Origin of the sequence: Streptomyces sp. NPDC050388, from assembly GCF_040655635.1 — a bacterium.
Lineage (GTDB): Bacteria > Actinomycetota > Actinomycetes > Streptomycetales > Streptomycetaceae > Streptomyces.
On record NZ_JBFAKH010000032.1, the window covers coordinates 30831 to 49530 of the forward strand.

19 protein-coding genes and 1 riboswitch are annotated in these 18700 nt (G+C 70.8%); of the genes, 15 read left to right on the forward strand and 4 right to left on the reverse strand.

What is annotated here, in order from left to right:
• Nucleotides 1–38: 38 nt before the first annotated feature.
• The 10 genes from AB0I73_RS19945 to AB0I73_RS19990 all read left to right on the forward strand — a co-directional run bounded on the left by AB0I73_RS19945 (nt 39) and on the right by AB0I73_RS19990 (nt 11315).
• Nucleotides 39–830: an enhanced serine sensitivity protein SseB gene (locus AB0I73_RS19945; RefSeq protein WP_363039087.1), complete on the forward strand. Its 792-nt coding sequence runs from the start codon at nt 39–41 to the stop codon at nt 828–830.
• Between the two features lie 181 nt (nt 831–1011).
• Nucleotides 1012–1761: an enhanced serine sensitivity protein SseB C-terminal domain-containing protein gene (locus tag AB0I73_RS19950; protein ID WP_109381241.1), complete on the forward strand. Its 750-nt coding sequence runs from the start codon at nt 1012–1014 to the stop codon at nt 1759–1761.
• A gap of 418 nt (nt 1762–2179) precedes the next feature.
• On the forward strand, nt 2180–3850 hold the full coding sequence (locus AB0I73_RS19955; protein WP_363039089.1) for an ABC transporter substrate-binding protein: 1671 nt from the start codon (nt 2180–2182) through the stop codon (nt 3848–3850).
• A gap of 108 nt (nt 3851–3958) precedes the next feature.
• Entirely contained in the window at nt 3959–4963 is a 1005-nt protein-coding gene (locus AB0I73_RS19960) for an ABC transporter permease (RefSeq protein ID WP_363039091.1), read from the forward strand.
• Between the two features lies 1 nt (nt 4964).
• On the forward strand, nt 4965–5924 hold the full coding sequence (locus tag AB0I73_RS19965; protein WP_363039093.1) for an ABC transporter permease: 960 nt from the start codon (nt 4965–4967) through the stop codon (nt 5922–5924).
• Nucleotides 5925–5930: 6 nt separating this feature from the next.
• Nucleotides 5931–6932 carry an ABC transporter ATP-binding protein gene (locus AB0I73_RS19970; RefSeq protein WP_363039094.1) on the forward strand — a complete coding sequence of 334 codons (1002 nt, stop codon included), beginning with the start codon at nt 5931–5933 and terminating at the stop codon, nt 6930–6932.
• Complete coding sequence (locus AB0I73_RS19975; RefSeq protein ID WP_363039096.1) at nt 6929–8236, forward strand: oligopeptide/dipeptide ABC transporter ATP-binding protein; 1308 nt, start codon at nt 6929–6931, stop codon at nt 8234–8236. The genes AB0I73_RS19970 and AB0I73_RS19975 overlap by 4 nt, the downstream gene beginning before the upstream one ends.
• 85 nt (nt 8237–8321) lie before the next feature.
• On the forward strand, nt 8322–8981 hold the full coding sequence (locus tag AB0I73_RS19980) for a trimeric intracellular cation channel family protein (protein WP_363039098.1): 660 nt from the start codon (nt 8322–8324) through the stop codon (nt 8979–8981).
• Nucleotides 8982–9057: 76 nt separating this feature from the next.
• The gene (locus AB0I73_RS19985) at nt 9058–9921 is read left to right on the forward strand and encodes a thioesterase family protein (RefSeq protein WP_363039100.1); all 864 of its coding nucleotides are present in this window, start codon (nt 9058–9060) and stop codon (nt 9919–9921) included.
• A gap of 224 nt (nt 9922–10145) precedes the next feature.
• On the forward strand, nt 10146–11315 hold the full coding sequence (locus AB0I73_RS19990) for a cysteine desulfurase family protein (RefSeq protein ID WP_363039102.1): 1170 nt from the start codon (nt 10146–10148) through the stop codon (nt 11313–11315).
• 53 nt (nt 11316–11368) lie between these two features.
• Nucleotides 11369–11542, reverse strand: a riboswitch (TPP riboswitch).
• Between the two features lie 84 nt (nt 11543–11626).
• Here AB0I73_RS19990 and AB0I73_RS19995 read toward each other — a convergent pair.
• Nucleotides 11627–12292 carry a peptidoglycan recognition family protein gene (locus AB0I73_RS19995; RefSeq protein WP_363039104.1) on the reverse strand — a complete coding sequence of 222 codons (666 nt, stop codon included), beginning with the start codon at nt 12290–12292 and terminating at the stop codon, nt 11627–11629.
• 59 nt (nt 12293–12351) lie between these two features.
• On the opposite strand from AB0I73_RS19995, the gene mnmA reads away from it, so the two are divergent.
• Complete coding sequence (gene mnmA / locus AB0I73_RS20000; protein WP_363039106.1) at nt 12352–13500, forward strand: tRNA 2-thiouridine(34) synthase MnmA; 1149 nt, start codon at nt 12352–12354, stop codon at nt 13498–13500.
• A gap of 214 nt (nt 13501–13714) precedes the next feature.
• On the opposite strand, the gene AB0I73_RS20005 is transcribed toward mnmA, so the two are convergent.
• The 3 genes from AB0I73_RS20005 to AB0I73_RS20015 form a co-directional block, all read right to left on the reverse strand.
• Nucleotides 13715–14095 carry a hypothetical protein gene (locus AB0I73_RS20005; protein ID WP_363039108.1) on the reverse strand — a complete coding sequence of 127 codons (381 nt, stop codon included), beginning with the start codon at nt 14093–14095 and terminating at the stop codon, nt 13715–13717.
• A gap of 223 nt (nt 14096–14318) precedes the next feature.
• Nucleotides 14319–15098, reverse strand: a complete 780-nt coding sequence (locus AB0I73_RS20010) for an alpha/beta fold hydrolase (protein ID WP_363039110.1) — start codon at nt 15096–15098, stop codon at nt 14319–14321.
• 80 nt (nt 15099–15178) lie between these two features.
• The gene (locus tag AB0I73_RS20015; protein WP_363039112.1) at nt 15179–15502 is read right to left on the reverse strand and encodes a DUF427 domain-containing protein; all 324 of its coding nucleotides are present in this window, start codon (nt 15500–15502) and stop codon (nt 15179–15181) included.
• A 76-nt stretch (nt 15503–15578) separates the two neighbouring features.
• Here AB0I73_RS20015 and AB0I73_RS20020 point away from each other — a divergent pair, with 76 nt between their 5' ends.
• From AB0I73_RS20020 to AB0I73_RS20035, 4 genes are read left to right on the forward strand one after another with little or no spacing between them, the layout of a single operon-like run.
• Nucleotides 15579–16382, forward strand: a complete 804-nt coding sequence (locus AB0I73_RS20020) for a class I SAM-dependent methyltransferase (protein ID WP_363039114.1) — start codon at nt 15579–15581, stop codon at nt 16380–16382.
• Entirely contained in the window at nt 16379–16918 is a 540-nt protein-coding gene (locus AB0I73_RS20025; RefSeq protein ID WP_363039116.1) for a TIGR00730 family Rossman fold protein, read from the forward strand. Before AB0I73_RS20020 ends, AB0I73_RS20025 begins: the two co-directional genes overlap by 4 nt.
• A gap of 26 nt (nt 16919–16944) precedes the next feature.
• Nucleotides 16945–17634, forward strand: coding sequence for an SDR family oxidoreductase (locus tag AB0I73_RS20030; protein WP_363039118.1), 690 nt, complete (start codon nt 16945–16947; stop codon nt 17632–17634).
• Nucleotides 17635–17692: 58 nt separating this feature from the next.
• Entirely contained in the window at nt 17693–18700 is a 1008-nt protein-coding gene (locus AB0I73_RS20035) for a methionine synthase (protein ID WP_363039120.1), read from the forward strand.

Here is an 18700-nt window from a genome sequence, read left to right on the forward strand (position 1 = left end):
TTCAGCCACAGCAGTGGTTCCAGGCAGGCGGTAGGCAGATGGACTTCCCGGCGGGCTTCTCCGCGGACTTCCCGGCACAGACTCACCCCCATCCGCACGGAGGATGGCCCGGCAACGAGTTGGAGGAGGTGCTCTCCGCCTCCCTCGGCGTCCCCTCGGCGGACGGCCGGATCATCGAGGTGCTGGGCAGGAGCTTCGTCTGGGTCCCGCTGCCGAACGGCGGCGGTCCGCACAGCGGCCCGCTGGACCTGCCCACCCTGGAGATCGAGGGGCAGGCGTACGTCCCGGTCTTCAGCTCCGAGGAACAGTTCCGCCAGGTCGTGGGCACCCCCATGTCGTTCACCGTCGCGCCCGCGGTGGAGTTCGCGCGGGGTCTGCCGCCGCAGGCCGGGATCGCGGTGAACCCCGGTGGCGTGGTCGGCGTCCCGCTGCCGCCGCCCGCCGTGGCCGAACTGTGCCTGGCCGGACGAGGCCCACTGGACGGTCCGGCGGGCGGCGGCCGGGTCAAGCTGTTCGAGCCCGACTGGCAGGACGATCCGGTGGACTTCCTTGCCGCCGCGGGCGCGGAGTTCGAGTCGACCGGTGTCGTGAGCACCGCCCGCCGCTGCCTCGCCGAGATAGAGACCGCGGACCCGGTGCTGTTCGTCGGGGTCGAACTGTCCCAGTGGGAGGGCGATCTGCGGGTCCTGCCCGGCGACGCCCTGGGCCGGGCGCTGGGCCGTCGGCCGGTGAAGTGGCCCGTCAACCTGGTCCTCCTGGACGTGGCCCAGGACCCGGTCGGCCAATGGATGCGCGACCGCGTTCGCCCGTTCTACCAGCGCGAGGGCTAGAGCCTGTCCGGCGGAGCGAGGGGGAGGCCCCCGCCCGGAGGCTCGCCGGTGCCCGGCGGACGGGCGGAGCCCCCGGGCCGCGGGCGGCTTAAGCTAGGTTCATTGGCTGGGGCGAGGGTGTTGTACGGAGGGGCGATACAAAGTGAGCGCTGGCACCGCGGCGGCCGGGCAGGTCGAGCACATGCTGCGCCAGGTGACCCCCGGGCGTTACGACGCCTATGAGGCGTTGCTTCGCGCGCTCGCGACCCCCTCCTCCGGTCATGTCTGGATGCTGCTGTGGCACGGTCAGGCCGGCTCCCCGGACGCCCAGTACGGGAACATGGAGGTCGGCGGCTTCGGCTACGCGCCCTGTGTGACCTCCGCCCAGGAGCTGTCCGCCAGTGGCTGGAACCGGTCGTACGAGGTCGTCGACGGCCTCGAGGCCGCCCGCGCCCTCTACCCCGACCGCTACGGCCTCTGGCTCAACCCGCACGCCCCCGGCGGCGGCCTCGGCATCCCGTGGCTCGATCTGCGCCGGCTCGCCACCGGCCTCGACCGGCAGCCCGCCGGACCCCTGCGGCTGTCCGAACCCGCCATCGAGATCCCCCAGTTCTACGCCCTGCTCACGCAGAACGCGCACCGTACGCCCGCCGTGCGCGCGTTGCGCCGCGCCTGGGTGCAGCCGGCGCTGGGCGCGCCGTATCTCGCCATCGGGCTGGACGTGTACGACACTTCGCCGCCGGCCGTCGACGCGGTGCGCGCGATGATGCAGCAGTCCATCGGTGCCGTCCCGGACGGGCTCCCGGTGTCGACCGTCGCGATGACCGACGAACACGACCCGGTCGCCATGTGGCTGCGGGCCAACGCCCGCCCGTTCTACGACCGTGAGGCCCACGGGGCCGTTCCGCCCCCCGTCGCCGGCTCCGGCTACCCGCCCGCGCACCAGCACTGACCGGGCCGTATCCGCCGGAGGCCGGGTCCGTCGTCCCCGCCGTCACTGACTCAGCGTGACGGTGTCCACATGGTGGACAGGGGTGCCGGCGGTGAACGTCCGCTCCGCCGACGAGACTGATGTCACGTCAGTTTTTCGGTCGTGTGCGCTCGGCCATGACCAGTTGACCGCCTGTCACCTGCGGTTTCACTCGTCCTTCACGCCGTTCGGCGCTTCCCGGACGGCCGTTGGGGGAGGCGCCGGAGGTCTCGGGACGGTCACTTCCCGGCGGAGGGGCGTCTGAAGCGTCCCTTATGTCAACTGTTCAGATCTCAGGTAGGTATCACCGGTATCCGGACTGTTCTCGACTCGCTGTGAACATCTGTAGTGTTCGGCCGGTCAAGATGCATCCACATAGCGGACCCGGAGTGGCCCCAATATGCGCATAACCAAGTCCCGAGCGGCTCGGGCGATCACGGCCGCGGTGGCGGTCGCTCTGATCGCCACGGGCTGCTCCAGCGAACGGGACAGTGACAACAAGAGCGACGGCAAGAAGGACACCTTCGTCTTCGCCGGCGCCGGTGACCCCGGCTCCCTGGACCCTGCCCTCGCCAGCGACGGTGAAACCTTCCGCGTGACGCGGCAGGCGTTCGAGGCTCTCATCGAGCACGAGTCCGGCGGCAGCGAGATGGTCGGCGGTCTCGCCGAGGACTGGTCCAGCAACGACAAGGGCACCGTCTGGACCTTCAACCTCCGCAAGGGCGTGAAGTTCCACGACGGCGAGGCGTTCAACGCCGAGGCCGTCTGCGCCAACTACGACCACTGGTTCAACTGGACGGGCACCTACCAGTCCAGCGCGGTCTCCTACTACTGGCAGACCATCATGGGCGGCTTCGCGAAGAACGAGGACAAGGAGACGCCCGAGGCGAACTACAAGTCCTGCACCGCGAAGGACGAGAACACCGCCGTCATCGAGGTCAAGGAGCCCTCCGCCAACCTCCCCGGCGGCTTCTCCCTCAACGCCCTGGCGATCCACTCGCCGAAGGCGATCGAGGAGTACAAGAAGCAGGACGCCTCCGCCAAGGGCGACGCCATCACGTACCCCAAGTACAGCCAGGAGGCCGGCACGGTCGCCGGTACCGGCCCGTACAAGATCACGAAGTGGAACAAGGGCAACAAGGAAGTCTCCCTCGAGCGCTTCGACGACTACTGGGGTGAGAAGGCCAAGGTCAAGAACCTGGTCTTCCGTACCATCGACACCGAGGAGGGCCGCCGCCAGGCGCTCCAGGCCGGTGACATCGACGGCTACGACCTGGTCGCGCCGGCCGACGTCAAGACCCTCGAGAAGGAGGGCTACGTCGTCCCGACCCGTGGCGTCTTCAACCTCTTCTACGTGGGCATGAGCCAGGAGGCCAACCCCGCGCTCAAGAAGAAGGAAGTCCGCCAGGCGATCGCGCAGTCGATCGACAAGGAGAACCTGGTCAAGACCCAGCTGCCCGAGGGCGGCAAGGTCGCCGACCAGTTCATGCCCGACACGATCGAGGGCTACTCCAAGGGCGTCAAGCAGTACCCCTTCGACACGGACGCCGCCAAGAAGCTCCTGAAGAAGGCCGGTCAGGAGAAGCTGAAGGTCGACTTCTGCTACCCGACCGAGGTCACCCGCCCGTACATGCCTGCCCCGCAGGACCTGTTCGAGCTGATGAAGGCCGACCTGGAGAAGTCCGGCATCACCGTCACGCCCAAGGCGATGAAGTGGGCCCCGGACTACCTGGACGCCACCGAGTCGGGCTCCTGCGACCTGCACATGCTCGGCTGGACCGGTGACTTCAACGACGGCTTCAACTTCATCGGCACCTGGTTCGCCGGGTACGACAAGCAGTGGGGCTTCAAGGACAAGAAGGTCTTCGACGCCGTGAACGCCGGCTCGAAGCTCGGCAAGCACGACGAGCGCATCGCCGCGTACACGAAGGCCAACGAGGTCGTCATGGACTACCTGCCGGGTGTCCCGATCTCGTCCTCCCCGCCGGCCATCGCCTTCGCCAAGAACGTGAACCCGCCGAACGTCTCCCCGCTGACGCAGGAAGTGTTCGCCGAGGCCTCGTTCAAGTAGGCAGCAGGCAGCAGGAAAAGATAAACGGGGGGTCCGCCCGGCCGTCGCAACTCGGCGGCCGGGCGGGTCCATTCATGTAAGACATCACGCAAGAAAGGGGCATGCGGGGTGCTGCGTCTCGTCGTACGAAGACTGCTCCAGCTCATACCCACGCTGCTCGGCCTGTCGGTTCTGCTCTTCCTGTGGCTCGACCGGCTGCCCGGCGGACCGGCCTCAGCGATCCTGGGGGAAAAGGCCACCGAGGCCGAGGTGGCGCGCATCAACCGTGCGCTCGGGCTGGACCAGCCCGTCCACGTCCAGTACTGGCGCTTCCTCAAGCGCATCGCCGAACTCGACCTGGGTACCAGCACCCAGACCGGACAGCCGGTGTGGGACGAGTTCGTCCTGCGCTTCCCCGCCACCGTGGAACTGGCCCTCCTCGGGATCCTCATCGCCGTGGCCGTCGGCATCCCGCTCGGCTACCTCGCCGCCCGCCACCGCGGCGGCTGGCTCGACGTCACCGCGGTCTCCGGATCGCTCGTCGGCATCTGTATCCCGGTCTTCTTCCTGGCCCTGATCCTCAAGCAGCTCTTCGCCGTCGAACTCGGGATCTTCCCCAGCTACGGACGCCAGGACACCGGCATCGACGCCACCAGCGTGACCGGCTTCGCGGTCCTGGACGGTGTTCTCACCGGGGAGTTCGACGCCGCCTGGGACGCGATCATGCACTTGATCCTGCCTTCCCTCGCCCTGTCCTCCATCCCGCTCGCCGTCATCGTGCGCATGACCCGCGCCAGCGTCCTCGAGGTGCAGGACGAGGACTACGTCCGCACCGCCGAGGCCAAGGGCCTCAAGCGGAGCGTCGTCCGCGGCCGGCACGTGCTGCGCAACGCGATGCTCCCCGTGGTGACCGCGGTCGGCCTGCTCACCGGCTCCCTGCTGTCCGGCGCCGTCCTCACCGAGTCCGTGTTCTCCTTCGGCGGCATCGGTTCCTTCATCCGGACCGCGATCAACGGCCGCGACTACCCCGTGCTCGTCGGGTTCATCATGTTCATCGCGCTGGTGTATGTCCTGATCAACCTGCTGGTGGACGTGGCGTACAGCCTCATCGACCCGAGAGTGCGGGTGTACTGACATGAGTGTCGCCACCAAGACCGAGAAGATCCAGCGGCTCGCGGAACTGACCGCGACCAAGGAGACCGGCACCGGCGCCAGCCTGTGGAAGGAAGCCTTCCGCCGCCTCCGGCGCAGCAAGATGGCGATCATCGGCGCGGTCGTCATCGCCCTGTTCATCGTCCTCGCGATCGTCGGCCCCTACCTTGCGCCGTACGCAGCGACCGCCCAGACCTGGCGGGGCGAGGTCTTCCCCAACCAGGGCAAGTTCGTCGGCCCGCGCGGTGAGAACTGGTTCGGACTCGACCACCTCGGCCGGGACATGTTCTCCCGGATGCTGATCGGCGCCCGTCAGACGCTGCTCGTCGGCGTCGTCTCCACGCTGATCGGTCTGATCATCGGCTTCCTGATCGGCGGCCTCTCCGGAGCCGCGGCCACCCTCGGCGGCGACGCCGGGAAGCGCGTCGACTCCGTCATCATGCGCTTCATCGACATGATGCTGGCGCTGCCCTCGCTGCTGCTGGCCGCGTCCATCGCCGCGGTGATGGGCCAGTCGCTGACCACCGTGATGATCGCGGTGGGTGTCGTCCAGATCCCGGTGTTCGCCCGGCTCCTGCGCGGCTCCATGCTGGCGCAGGGCGGCGCGGACTACGTGCTCGCGGCCCAGTCCCTGGGCGTGCGCAAGCGGCGCATCGTCGTCTCGCAGATCATCCCCAACTCGCTCAGCCCGGTGATCGTGCAGGCCACGCTCTCCCTGGCCACCGCGATCATCGAGGCGGCCGCCCTGTCCTACCTGGGCCTGGGCAACCCCGACCCGGCGATCCCCGAGTGGGGCGTCATGCTCACCCAGGCGCAGCGCTTCTTCGACAACGCGCCGTTGATGTCGGTCTACCCCGCCGTCGGCATCATCATCACCGCCCTCGGCTTCACCCTCCTCGGCGAGGCCATGCGGGAAGCCCTCGACCCGAAGCTGAAGGGCTGAACCACCATGTCTCTGCTCACAGTCGACGAACTGACCGTCACCTTCGGCGGCCGCGGCCGCAAGGAGTCCCGAGCGGTCGACGGTGTCTCCTTCGAGGTCGACCAGGGCCAGGTCGTGGGCCTGGTCGGCGAGTCCGGCTGCGGAAAGTCCGTCACCTCCCTGGCCCTGATGGGCCTGCTCCCGGCCAAGGGCCTCAAGGTCGGCGGCCGCGCCGTGTTCGACGGCACGGACCTGTTCACCATGAACCCGTCCGCCCGCCGCAACCTGCGCGGCAGCGAAATGGCGATGATCTTCCAGGACCCGCTGTCCTCGCTCAACCCGGTCGTCCCGGTCGGCGTGCAGGTCACCGAGATCCTGGAGCGCCACCGCGGGATGAAGGGCGAGGCCGCCCGCAAGGAGGCCGCCCACCTGCTGGACCGGGTCGGCATCCCCGACCCGACCCGGCGGCTCAAGGAGTACCCGCACCAGCTCTCCGGCGGCATGCGCCAGCGCGCGCTGATCGCCATGGCGGTGGCCTGCGCCCCGCGCATGCTCATCGCCGACGAGCCCACCACGGCCCTCGACGTGACCATCCAGGCGCAGATCCTGGAGCTGCTCAAGGAACTCGTGGACCAGGAGGGCACCGCCCTGCTGATGATCACCCACGACCTCGGCGTGGTCGCCGGCCTCTGCGACCAGGTCAACGTGCTCTACGCGGGCAAGGTCGTGGAGTCCGCCGGGCGCCGCGAGCTGTTCGCCCACCCCACCCACCCCTACGCGCACGGACTGCTGGGCTCCATCCCGCGTCTGGACTCGCCCCGGGGAGAGTCCCTCAAGCCCATCCGCGGTTCCATCAACGACCGCATCGCCTGGGCCGACGGCTGCGCCTTCGCGCCCCGCTGCGACCGGTACGAGATGGACTGCCTGACCGGCACCCCGCAGCTCACCGAGCCGCGTGCCGCCGGTCACCAGGCGCGGTGCGTCAACCCCGTGCTCGACGACGCGAAGGCCGAGGAGGTCCCCGCATGAGCCTGCTCGAACTGGACGGCGTCAAGGTCCACTTCCCCATCAAGAAGGGCGTGCTGTTCGACCGTACGGTCGGCCACGTCTACGCCGTGGACGGGGTGTCCCTGAAGGTCGAGGCCGGCGAGACCTACGGCCTGGTCGGCGAGTCCGGCTGCGGCAAGACCACCCTCGGGCGGTCGGTGCTGCGGCTGGTGGACATCACCGAGGGGTCCGTCGTCCTCGACGGCACCGACCTGGCGAAGCTGCCCGGTGAGGAGATGCGCCGCTTCCGGCGCCGGCTCCAGATGGTCTTCCAGGACCCGCTGGGCTCGCTCAACCCCCGGCAGAACATCGAGTCGATCCTGTCCGAGGGCATGGTCGCCCACGGCATCGGCAAGGACCAGGAGGAGCGCCGGGAGAAGATCAAGTCGATCCTGGACAAGGTCGGCCTGCCCTCCAACGCGCTCGCCCGCTACCCGCACGAGTTCTCCGGCGGTCAGCGCCAGCGCATCGGCATCGCCCGCGCCCTCGTCCTCGAACCGGACGTGATCATCTGCGACGAGCCGGTCTCCGCGCTCGACGTGTCGGTCCAGGCCCAGGTCATCAACCTGCTGGAGGACCTCCAGGAGGAGCTCGGTCTGACCTACCTGGTGATCGCCCACGACCTCGCGGTGGTCCGGCACATCTCCGACACGATCGGCGTGATGTACCTCGGGTCGCTGGTCGAGGAGGCACCGAGCGACGCGCTGTACGCCGAGCCCAAGCACCCGTACACCAAGGCCCTGATGTCGGCGGTGCCGGTGCCGGACCCGGAGGTGGAGGACAAGCGCGAGCGCATCCTGCTCACCGGTGACCTGCCCTCCCCGGCGAACCCGCCCAGCGGCTGCCGCTTCCACACCCGCTGCCCCTGGGCGCAGGCCGAGCGGTGCGCGACCGAACGGCCGGAACTGAAGGACGTCGGCGGCGGTCACCGGGTGGCCTGCCACTACACCGCCGAGATCGCGGCCGGGACGCTGAAGCGGAGCCAGGGCGAGGTGGTGTCGGCGACCCGCGAGGGCGTCGAGGACGCCCCGCCGTCGGTGGGTTCCGATGACGTGACGGTGCCGGAGCAGTCCGGGGAGCCGGTGAAGGAGAGCGCGGCGGAGAAGCCCGAGACCTCGCCGGAGGAGGCCGAGCCGGAGTCCGCGGAGAAGGCGTCCGCGGAGGAGAACGAGTCCGCGGAGGAGAACGAGCCCGAGTCCGCGGAGAAGGCGTCCGCGGAGAACGAGTCCGCGGAGGAGCCGGAGGCCCCCGCGGAGGAGAAGGGCGCGGCGAAGAAGGCCGTTTAGCCTCTGCCGCGCGTTCGCCGATGTGCACCGAACCCCTCGCCTTGGTTTGTAAGGCGAGGGGTTCTTGCTGGGTCAGAATGTGAGGGTGCTCCAGCAACTCTTCAGCCCGTCCCTCCTGCACGCGCTCGACCTGATCGGCATCTTCGTCTTCGCGATCTCGGGCGCCCTGATGGCCGTTCGCAAGAACCTCGATGTCTTCGGCATCGCGGTCCTCGCGGAGGCCACCGCCCTCGGCGGCGGACTCTTCCGTGACGTGGTCATCGGCGCCGTGCCGCCCGCCGCCTTCACGGACCTGGGGTACTTCGTCACCCCGCTGCTCGCCGTGGCGCTGGTGTTCTTCCTGCATCCGCACGTGGAGCGCATCCAGAACGCCATCAGTTTCTTCGACGCCGCCGGGCTCGGTCTGTTCTGCGTCGTCGGCACCGCCAAGGCGTACGACTACGGGCTCAGCGCGACCTCCTCCGCCTGCCTCGGCCTGGTCACCGCGGTGGGCGGCGGCGTGGTGCGGGACGTGCTCGCCAACGAGGTGCCCTCGCTGCTGCGCTGGGACCGTGATCTCTACGCGGTACCGGCGATGGTCGGAGCGACCATGGCGGCGCTGTGCCTCCGCTTCGACGCGCTGAACGCGTTCACCAGCACCCTTGCCGTGCTCACGGCGTTCACGCTGCGGCTGCTGGCGCTGCGGTACCACTGGCGTGCGCCCCGCGCGTGGCAGCGGCGTTCGACGGCCCGCGAAGAGGAGTAGGAAGGGCCGGTGCGGGAGAGGGGGAGACCGTTCGACAAAGCTACCGCTTAGTAGCTACTTCTTGTACTCTTCATCCATGTCAGAAGCAGCCTCCGCCCAGGTCGCGACCCGGGCCACCGTCGGTGACAGCGAGTTCGACCGCGACACCGCGGTGGCGTTCCGCGAGCCGGGCGTCTACGACGTCGACCTCTCCGCCGGCTGGACGATCATCAACGCCGTCAACGGCGGCTATCTGCTGGCCGTCCTGGGCCGCGCCCTCGCCGACGCCCTGCCGCACCCGGACCCGTTCACCATCTCCGCGCACTACCTGACCGCCTCCCGGCCGGGTCCGGGGGTCGTCCGCACCGAGACCGTGCGCACCGGGCGCACCCTGTCGACCGGTCAGGCGTCCCTCCTGCAGTACGACGAGGAGGGCCGCGAGGTCGAACGCATCCGCGTACTGGCCTCCTACGGCGACCTGGACACCCTCCCCGATGACGTCCGCACGGCGGCCCGGCCGCCCGCGCTGCCGCCCGTGGAGCAGTGCTTCGGCCCCGAGGACGGTCCGACCCCCGTCGACGGCAGCTCCGCCATCACCGAGCGGCTGATGCTCAAGCTCGACCCGTCGACCCTCGGCTGGGCCCTCGGGCAGCCCTCCGGCAAGGGGGAGATGCGGGCCTGGTTCGGGCTCGCCGACGGCCGGGACGCCGACCCGTTCTCCCTGCTGCTCGCGGTGGACGCGCTGCCGCCCACCGCCTTCGAGCTCGGGCTCACCGGCTGGGTCCCCACGGTCGAGCTGACGGCGCACGTCCGCTCCCGCCCGGCGCCCGGCCCGCTGCGGGTGTCGATCACCACTCGCAACCTCGCCGGAGGCTTCCTGGAGGAGGACGCCGAGGTCTGGGACAGCGCGGACCGGCTGGTGGCCCAGTCCCGCCAGCTCGCCCGCGTGCGGCTGCCCTGAGGGGCCCGGCGGACACCGCGCCGGGGCTGCGGGGTCCGATTGTCCTCGACTCATCGATGTCACCCTCGGCCTCGGCGTCGCGGATCTGCCGGCCCGGTCGGTGTTCCCGCAGGTGAGCGACGCCGTTCGGAGGGGCCTCTGGGCCGGGGCGCTCGAGCCGGTGTCGTTTCCCGGTCGACCGCGCCCCGGGTCCGCCGGGCGAGGCCCGTAGAATCGGCCTCACCATGGCATACCTCGACCACGCCGCGACCACCCCGATGCTTCCCGAGGCAGTCGAGGCACTCACCGCGCACCTGAGCGTCACCGGCAACGCCTCCTCCCTGCACGCGGCCGGCCGGCGCGCCCGCCGGAGCGTCGAGGAGGCCCGCGAAACCCTCGCCGAAGCCCTCGGCGCCCGCCCCAGCGAGGTGGTGCTCACCTCCGGCGGGACCGAGGCCGACAACCTCGCGGTGAAGGGCCTGTACTGGGCCCGCCGTGACGCGGAGCCGGCCCGCACCCGCGTCCTCGCGAGCCCCGTCGAGCACCACGCCGTCCTCGACGCCGTGCACTGGCTCGGCGAGCACGAGGGCGCCACCGTCGAGTACCTGCCGGTCGACCCCTACGGCCGGGTCCACCCGGACGCGCTGCGCGAGGCGATCGCCCGCAACCCCGACGACGTGGCACTGGCCACCGTGATGTGGGCGAACAACGAGATCGGCACGCTGCTGCCGGTCCGTGAACTCGCCGAGGTCGCCGCTGAGTTCGGCGTTCCGCTGCACTCCGACGCGGTCCAGGCCTTCGGCCAGGTGCCCGTGGACTTCGCCTCCTCGGGGCTCGCCGCGATGACCGTGTCCGGCCACAAGATCGGCGGCCCGTACGGCATCGGGGCGCTGGTCCTGGGCCGCGAGCACACCCCCGTACCGGTGCTGCACGGCGGCGGTCAGGAGCGCCACGTGCGCTCCGGCACGCTCGACGTGCCCGCGGTCGCCTCCTTCGCGGTGGCCGGCCGACTGGCCGCCGAGCAGCAGGAGTGGTTCGCCCGCGAGATCGGAGCCCTCCGCGACGACCTGGTCGCCGCGGTCCGCGAGGCCGTCCCGGACGCCGTCCTCGGCGGCGACCCCTCGCCCGGGGGGCGGCTCCCGGCCAACGCCCATTTCACGTTCCCCGGCTGCGAGGGCGACTCCCTGCTGCTCCTGCTCGACGCCCAGGGCATCGAATGCTCCACCGGTTCCGCCTGCACGGCGGGCATCGCCCAGCCCAGCCACGTCCTCCTGGCCACCGGCACCGACCCGGACCTGGCCCGCGGCACCCTCCGCTTCTCCCTCGGCCACACCTCCACCCGGACCGACGTCGAAGCCCTGGCCAAGACCATCGGCCCGGTGGTGGAACGGGCCCGGGCGGCGGGGCTGACCTAGGGCCTGTCCGGCGGATCAGGCCGGACAGGCCCTAGGTCCCCCGGGCACGACAACGACCTACGAGGCGGGTTCCCTTCGCCGGTATGACCCGGATCAGGTGACTAGGGGTCGCCTTCCGGTCCTGGGACCTTCCGGCCTCTCAGCCCGACCGTCGATGTCGGCACCAGCGGAAGCCGCAACCTCACGCTGAAGTCGGCTACTCCGGTCGAACTCCCTCACTCGTCTCGTAGGCCTGTTCTCATAGTAGAACGTCCACCGCTGGAGGGAAGAGTCCGGAATGAGATTTTTTATCCTTTTTTCGGGCGGCGGGGTCAGGCCGTCGCCGTGCGCGCCTGACGTACGAGCTTCATGTAGCGGTCCCAGTCCCAGTGCGGGCCCGGGTCGGTGTGATCCGTCCCCGGCACCTCGATGTGGCCGATGATGTGCTTCCGGTCGACGGGTATGTCGTAGCGCGCGCAGATCCGGGCCGTGAGCCGGGCCGAGGCCTCGTACATCTCGTCCGTGAGGTCCTGCGGCCGGTCCACGAACCCCTCGTGCTCGATGCCGACGCTGCGCTCGTTGTAGTCGCGGTTTCCCGCGTGGTACGCCACGTCGAGCTCGCGGATCATCTGGGTGATCCGCCCGTCCTGCCCGACGATGTAGTGCGTGGCCGCCCGGTGCCCGGGATCCTGGAACGCCCGCACCGCGCTGTCGAAGCTGCCCTGGGTGACATGGACGATCACCATGTCGACGCCGTAGTCGTCGGGCCGGTCCGCGCGCCGCCAGTTGGCGTCCGAGGCCGCGACCCAGCGGGCGTCCGAGAAGTCGACCGCGCCCGGCTCGCGCGGCTTCTCGACCCCGGGCACGCGCCACCACAGGCGGCCCAGCTCGTCCCGCGCCAGCACGGCGGTGCCCGCGGCGGCCGCCACCCCGCCGACGATCAGAGCGCGCCGCCCGATGCGCCGGTCGCCGTCCTTGGAAGCTCTTCTCTCCCCCATGTCGGCAACAACGGATATCCGGTGGCCCCGGTTCCCGTGCCCCGTACCCTGGAGGGGTTATGACTGAGATCCCGCAGCCCTCCCGCTCCCGCCCCCGCCCCCTCCGGGTGCTGGCCGCCATGTCCGGCGGAGTCGACTCCGCCGTGGCCGCCGCCCGTGCCGCCGAAGCGGGACACGACGTGACCGGCGTCCACCTCGCGCTCTCCGCGAACCCCCAATCCTTCCGCACGGGCGCGCGGGGCTGTTGCACCATCGAGGACTCGCGCGACGCCCGCCGCGCCGCCGACGTGATCGGCATCCCGTTCTACGTGTGGGACCTCGCCGACCGCTTCCGTGAGGACGTGGTGGAGGACTTCGTCGCCGAGTACGAGGCGGGCCGCACCCCCAACCCGTGCCTGCGCTGCAACGAGAAGATCAAGTTCGCCGCGTTGCTGGACAAGGCCCTGGCCCTCGGCTTCGACGCCGTGGCCACCGGCCACTACGCGCGCGTGGTCACCCTGTCCGACGGCACGCGGGAGCTGCACCGCGCCTCCGACATGGCCAAGGACCAGTCGTACGTCCTGGGCGTGCTGGACGACCGGCAGCTCGCCCACGCCATGTTCCCGCTCGGCGACACGGTCACCACCAAGGAGGAGATCCGCGCGGAGGCCGAGCGGCGTGGACTCGCGGTCGCCAAGAAGCCCGACTCGCACGACATCTGCTTCATCGCCGACGGCGACACCCGGGGCTTCCTCGCGAACCGCCTGGGCCGGGCCGAGGGTGACATCGTCGACGAGTCCGGCAGCAAGGTCGGCACGCACGAGGGCGCGTACGGCTTCACCATCGGCCAGCGCAAGGGCCTGCGGATCGGCACCCCCGCCCCCGACGGCAAGCCCCGCTACGTCCTCGACATCTCCCCGGTGACCAACACCGTCACCGTCGGCCCCGCGGACGCCCTCGACGTCGGCGCCCTCACCGCGATCAACCCCCGCTGGTGCGGCACCGCCCCGACCGGCCCCGGCACCTACACCGCCCAGCTCCGCGCCCACGGCGACGAGACCGAGGTCACCGCCGAACTCGTCGACGGCACCCTGGAGGTGTCGTTCACGGATCCGGTGCGCGGCGTCGCCCCCGGCCAGGCCATCGTCCTCTACGCGGGCACCCGCGTCGTCGGCTCCGCCACCATCGCCACCACGTCCCGCACGACGAGGACCCCCACGGCGGTCTGACCCCGGGGCCTCCGACGGGGGCGGCACGGTGAGCCCGCCGAGAACCGCGAGCAGTCGGCGGCCGACTGTCGCTTCGATGCTCGAATGAGCGCCGAAGCGACAGTGAGGACCGAAGTGCTCACGTCTTTCGGGAAGAGCCGTCCTGCCGGCCGCAGGACCGTCGTCACGGCGGCTGCCCACGCGTGCACCCGCCCGTCACGGTCTCTTCGCCCCGTCAGTGGCTCTGCGCTGATGCGGCGAATTCGTGAAATTCGTGGACCAGTCGGATCTCACCGACGATGTGGGCGTTGAACTCGTCCAGTTCCTCGGCCGGAACCCACAGTTCGAGAATGGTCCGCCCACCCGCCTGCTGCACGGGATACCGGGCGAGGAACTCCGACTCGACCTCGAAGCGGGTGACGAAGCCGGCGCCGTCGTGCTTGACGTTCCAGTCCCTGGCGATCCTGATCGCGTAGTCCTCGTCGAGAACCGGATAGAAGATCGGCTGCTCGGGCAGACGCGGCGGCCAGGCACGCCAGTTCAGTTCCCGGACCAGCTCCAGTTCCTTCGGGCCCGTCGGGCGCCACAGGGTCGTCGTCGCCTGTCGGACGGTCATCGCCATCGCTCCCCGCATGTCGAGAGCCGCACAAACGGCTGATCGGAAGACCGGACGATACCGACCCACCGAACCCCGCGGCCACGCCGTTTTCCGCCGGTGCACGTCTCCGGACGAAGAGCGGGGGTGATCCTCCGTCAGGAGGCTGTGCGGCAGGCGGCGCCGGGCCCCGGCCGCCCGGGCTGCCCGTGCTCGCCGCCTGGCGGCAGTGCCGTTCGGGGCCTCAGCGGGCGAAGAAGTCCGCCAGGACCGGGGCCAGGACGTCCGGTTCGACCATGTGGGTCTGGCCGGCCAGGGTCCGGCAGGTGCCCCGGGGGGCGGCGTCCGCGATGGCCCGGGCGGCCTCGCGCATCCAGGCCGGGCTCGCGTCGCCCGCGATGGACAGCACCGGTACGGGGATCGACGCCAGCAGTTCCACGGGGACACCGCCGTCGCCCATGACGGCGTCGTCGTGGGCGAGGCTCGGCGCCATCGACTCCATCCCCGCCCACAGGGGGGACTGCCGGGCGCCCTGGATCACCGCCTCGCTCAGTCCGGTGAGACGGAGGAACAGCTCCACGGCGTCCCCGCGGCGCCCCTCGGCGAGTGCCTGCGTCAGGCGCTCGGTGTACTGGGCGCGCTCGCGCAGGTGCTCCTCGGACATCGCGTACGGCGTCTCGTACACGGCGACATGCCGCACCGGCAGCCCGCTCGCCGCCGCGCGCAGCGCCAGCGCGCCGCCTGAGGAGACGCCGTACAGCGATGCCTCCCCGCCCGTCGCCGCGATCAGCGCCGCCAGGTCCTCCACCTCGCGTTCCACCGCGTACGGCAGGGTGTCCCCACTCGCGCCGCGGCCCCGGCGGTCGTAGACGACGACCCGGAACCGCTCCGAGAGGGGTGCGGCGAGCGGCGCCACCGTGGCACCCGTCGACATCGCGCCGCTGACGAGGACGACCACGGAGCCCCGTCCGGCGCTCTCGTGGGCGATGAGGGTGCCGTCACGCGAAACGATGTTCTTGTCCATATCCCCGCAGACTGCCGCACCGCGGCCCGATCATGGGTGAGGCGGGCCGCGCGTCCGTCGATCGCAACCCTTCTATCCGATCATCGGACTTCCACGTCGTAGAAACACAGGTGGTCCTTGATGTCGCCGACGGCGGGCTGCGGGTCCGGGTAGGCCCAGACGAGATCGGCCGCGTCCGGGCGCGACCAGTAGGACGCGGTGCCCTTGAAGGGGCAGTGGGAGTGGGTCCCGGACGGGGTCAACAGGTCGAGCCGTACGTCCTCGGGCGGGATGTAGTACCGGGCGGGACAACCCGTCTCGCGCAGCACCAGTGCCCGGTCGCTCTCGGCCAGGACCTCCCCGCCGTGCACCACGCGCACGTGTCGGTCGCTCCGTTCGACGGTGATGCGGTGTCCACTGGTCACGGTCCGCGCTCCTCTCGGGTGGCCGGGTCGACGGATACAGCGCACGCTGAAGCCGACTTCTTCCCCAGGAGGCACCATGAGAGCCGAGGACGCCGGCCGCAACCGCAGCACCCTCGCCCACCAGGTCCGCTACGCCGTGCGGCATCCGCGGCGCGTCCCCCGCCACGTCCGGCGGCTGCTGCGCGACGCCCGGCTGCGGCTGCGGCACCGCGACCACATCTCCTACTACCGGGCCGTGATGGCCTCCGACGCGGCCCGCAGTGTCGAGGCGGCGGTGGGGCACAACCCCTCGAGGGAAAAATGGGCCCGCATCGGCCGGATGCAGTTCGACTACCTGGTCGGGCACGGCCTGAGCCCGCAGCACCGGATGCTGGAGATCGGCTGCGGCAACCTGCGCGCCGGGCGTCTTTTCATCGACCACCTCGAAACCGGCCACTACTACGGCATCGACATCTCGCCGCACATCCTGCTGGCCGCCCAGGACACCGTGGTGCGCGAGGGGCTCCAGGCGAAGCTGCCCCATCTGGCCCTCGCCGACGATCTGACCTTCGCCTTCCTGCCCGCCGGGCACTTCGACGTCGTGCACGCGCACAGTGTCTTCTCCCACTCGCCCCGGCACGTCATCGAGGAGTGCTTCGCGCACGTCGGCAGGGTGCTCGCCCCGGGCGGGTTCTTCGACTTCACGTTCGACCGCACGGAGGGCGAGGAGCACCACGTCCTGCACGAGGACTTCTACTACCGGACCGAGACGCTCGTCGGACTGGCCGCCGAGCACGGTCTGTCGGCACGGTTCATGGAGGACTGGGAGGAACTGCCGCACCGGCAGTCCAGGATGCGGCTCACCGCGGTGTCCGACCGGGCCCGTATCGTGGGTCCGTGAACATTTGCGTCTTCCTCTCCGCGGCCGACCTCGACGAGCGCTACACGGGCCCCGCGCGGGAGTTCGCCCGACTGCTGGGCAAGGGCGGCCACACCCTGGTGTGGGGCGGTTCCGACGTCGGCCTGATGAAGGTCGTCGCCGACGGGGTGCAGGAGGCGGGCGGGCGGCTCCTCGGCGTCTCGGTGGAGTTCCTGGCGGCGAAGGCGCGCCGGGGTGCCGACGAGATGGTGATCGCCCCCGACCTGGCGGAGCGCAAGCGCCTGCTCCTCGAGAAGGCCGACGCGGTGGTGATCATGGTGGGCGGTACCGGCACGCTGGACGAGGCCACCGAGATCCTGGAGCTGAAGAAGCACGGGCACACGGACAAGCCGGTGGTCCTGCTGAACACCGCGGGCTTCTACGACGGCCTCAAGACGCAGTTCCGCCGGATGGAGGACGAGGGCTTCCTGCCCCGCGCCCTCACCGACCTGGTGTTCTTCGCCGAAGACCCTGTGGGGGCGATGGCGTTCCTCGAGGAGAGCCGGGGCATCGAGTGACCCGCCGGTGATGCGAACATGGCGGCATGGCTACACATGTGATCACCGGAGCGGGCTCCGGCATCGGCGCGGCCGTCGCCCGCAGGCTGCACGCGAGGGGGGACGAACTCGTACTGCACGCGCGTGAGGCGGGGCGGGCGAAGGAGCTGGCGGCCGCGTTCCCCGGGGCGCGGACCCTCGTCGGCGACCTGGCGGAACCCGAGAGGCTCAGCTGGGCCTTCTCCCACCAGTCGCTCCCGGACCGGGTGGACTCCCTGCTGCACATCGCCGGCGTCGTCGACCTCGGCACGGTCGGCGAGCTGACCCCGAAGACCTGGCGGCACCAGCTCGACGTCAACCTCGTCGCCCCCGCCGAACTCACCCGTCACTTCCTGCCCCAGCTCCGCGCGAGCCGGGGCCACGTGGTCTTCGTCAACTCCGGCGCCGGGCTGAACGCCCACGCCCAGTGGTCCGCCTACGCGGCCTCCAAGCACGGCCTGAAGGCGCTCGCCGACTCGCTGCGCCACGAGGAGCACGACAACGGCGTCCGCGTCACCTCGGTCTACCCCGGCCGCACCGCCAGCCCCATGCAGGCCAAGGTCCACCAGCAGGAGGGCAAGGACTACGACCCCGGCCGGTGGATCGACCCCGAGTCGGTCGCCACGACCATCCTCATGGCCCTCGACCTGCCCGGGGACGCGGAGGTCAACGATCTGACGGTACGGCCGGGACGCTGACCCCACGGGCGTACGGACCGGGACGCGGGACCCCCGGACCGTTCCGTACGCTTCTCCGGTGAGCGATAACAGCCAGTTCAGGTTCGGGGCCGCGACCGGGATCGGGTCGATGCCGGGCGAGGACGCCCGCGAGGCCGTCAAGACCGTCACCGGAAGCTTCGAGAACTTTCCGTTCCTGCCCGAACTGCCCGCCCGGGGGCCCGGTGCGGACATGATCGGACGGACCGCCGGGATGCTCGTCGAGCTGTACGCACGCGTGGAGCCCAGCGGCTGGCGGATCGGGGACCGGCCGGGGCGGGACACCAAGCGGGCCCGCTCCTGGCTGGGTGAGGACCTCGACGCGCTGGAGGAGTTCACCCAGGGGTACGAGGGCCCGCTGAAGGTGCAGGCCGTGGGTCCGTGGACGCTCGCCGCCCAGGTGGAGCTGAGGAACGGGGAGGCCGCCCTCTCCGACCCCGGCGCCTGCCGTGACCTCACCGCATCGCTCGCCGAGGGGCTGCGTCTGCACCTCGACGAGCTGCGGCGCCGGGTGCCCGGCGCACGGCTCGTCCTCCAGCTCGACGAGCCGTCCCTCACCGACGTCCTGCGCGGCCGGGTGCGCAGCGCCAGCGGCTACCGCACCCACCGCGCGGTGGACCGGCAGCTGGTCGAGGCCGCGCTCCGGGACGTCGTCGGGGTGCACGACGGCGGGCCCGTCGTGGTCCACTCGTGCGCGCCGGACGTGCCGTTCGCCCTGCTGCGCCGGGCGGGCGCGCAGGCGATCTCCTTCGACTTCTCGCTTCTCACCGAGCGTGACGACGAAGTGATCGGGGAGGCGGTGGAGAGCGGCACCCGGCTGTTCACCGGGGTCGTGCCGGGCACGGACGGCCCATTGTCAGACCCTGCCGGTAGCGTCATGGGTGTCAGAACGCTGTGGCGCAGGCTGGGGCTGCGGCCGGGCCTTCTCCCGGAGGCGGTCACGGTCACTCCGGCGTGCGGACTCGCGGGGGCCTCCCCGGAGTACGCGCGCAGGGCCTACGCGCACTGCGTCCGGGCGGCGAGGTCCCTGGCGGACAACCCAGAGTAA

What these genes read in the sequence shown, in the direction of transcription:
- AB0I73_RS19945 (WP_363039087.1), top strand. Translation starts at nt 39, where the DNA reads ATGGACTTCCCGGCGGGCTTCTCCGCGGACTTCCCGGCACAGACTCAC.
- AB0I73_RS19995 (WP_363039104.1), bottom strand. Translation starts at nt 12,292, where the DNA reads ATGGGGGAGAGAAGAGCTTCCAAGGACGGCGACCGGCGCATCGGGCGG.
- AB0I73_RS19990 (WP_363039102.1), top strand. Translation starts at nt 10,146, where the DNA reads ATGGCATACCTCGACCACGCCGCGACCACCCCGATGCTTCCCGAGGCA.
- AB0I73_RS19965 (WP_363039093.1), top strand. Translation starts at nt 4,965, where the DNA reads ATGAGTGTCGCCACCAAGACCGAGAAGATCCAGCGGCTCGCGGAACTG.
- AB0I73_RS20010 (WP_363039110.1), bottom strand. Translation starts at nt 15,098, where the DNA reads ATGGACAAGAACATCGTTTCGCGTGACGGCACCCTCATCGCCCACGAG.
- AB0I73_RS20005 (WP_363039108.1), bottom strand. Translation starts at nt 14,095, where the DNA reads ATGACCGTCCGACAGGCGACGACGACCCTGTGGCGCCCGACGGGCCCG.
- AB0I73_RS19955 (WP_363039089.1), top strand. Translation starts at nt 2,180, where the DNA reads ATGCGCATAACCAAGTCCCGAGCGGCTCGGGCGATCACGGCCGCGGTG.
- AB0I73_RS19985 (WP_363039100.1), top strand. Translation starts at nt 9,058, where the DNA reads ATGTCAGAAGCAGCCTCCGCCCAGGTCGCGACCCGGGCCACCGTCGGT.
- AB0I73_RS19975 (WP_363039096.1), top strand. Translation starts at nt 6,929, where the DNA reads ATGAGCCTGCTCGAACTGGACGGCGTCAAGGTCCACTTCCCCATCAAG.
- AB0I73_RS20030 (WP_363039118.1), top strand. Translation starts at nt 16,945, where the DNA reads ATGGCTACACATGTGATCACCGGAGCGGGCTCCGGCATCGGCGCGGCC.
- AB0I73_RS20020 (WP_363039114.1), top strand. Translation starts at nt 15,579, where the DNA reads ATGAGAGCCGAGGACGCCGGCCGCAACCGCAGCACCCTCGCCCACCAG.
- AB0I73_RS19970 (WP_363039094.1), top strand. Translation starts at nt 5,931, where the DNA reads ATGTCTCTGCTCACAGTCGACGAACTGACCGTCACCTTCGGCGGCCGC.
- AB0I73_RS19950 (WP_109381241.1), top strand. Translation starts at nt 1,012, where the DNA reads ATGCTGCGCCAGGTGACCCCCGGGCGTTACGACGCCTATGAGGCGTTG.
- mnmA (WP_363039106.1), top strand. Translation starts at nt 12,352, where the DNA reads ATGACTGAGATCCCGCAGCCCTCCCGCTCCCGCCCCCGCCCCCTCCGG.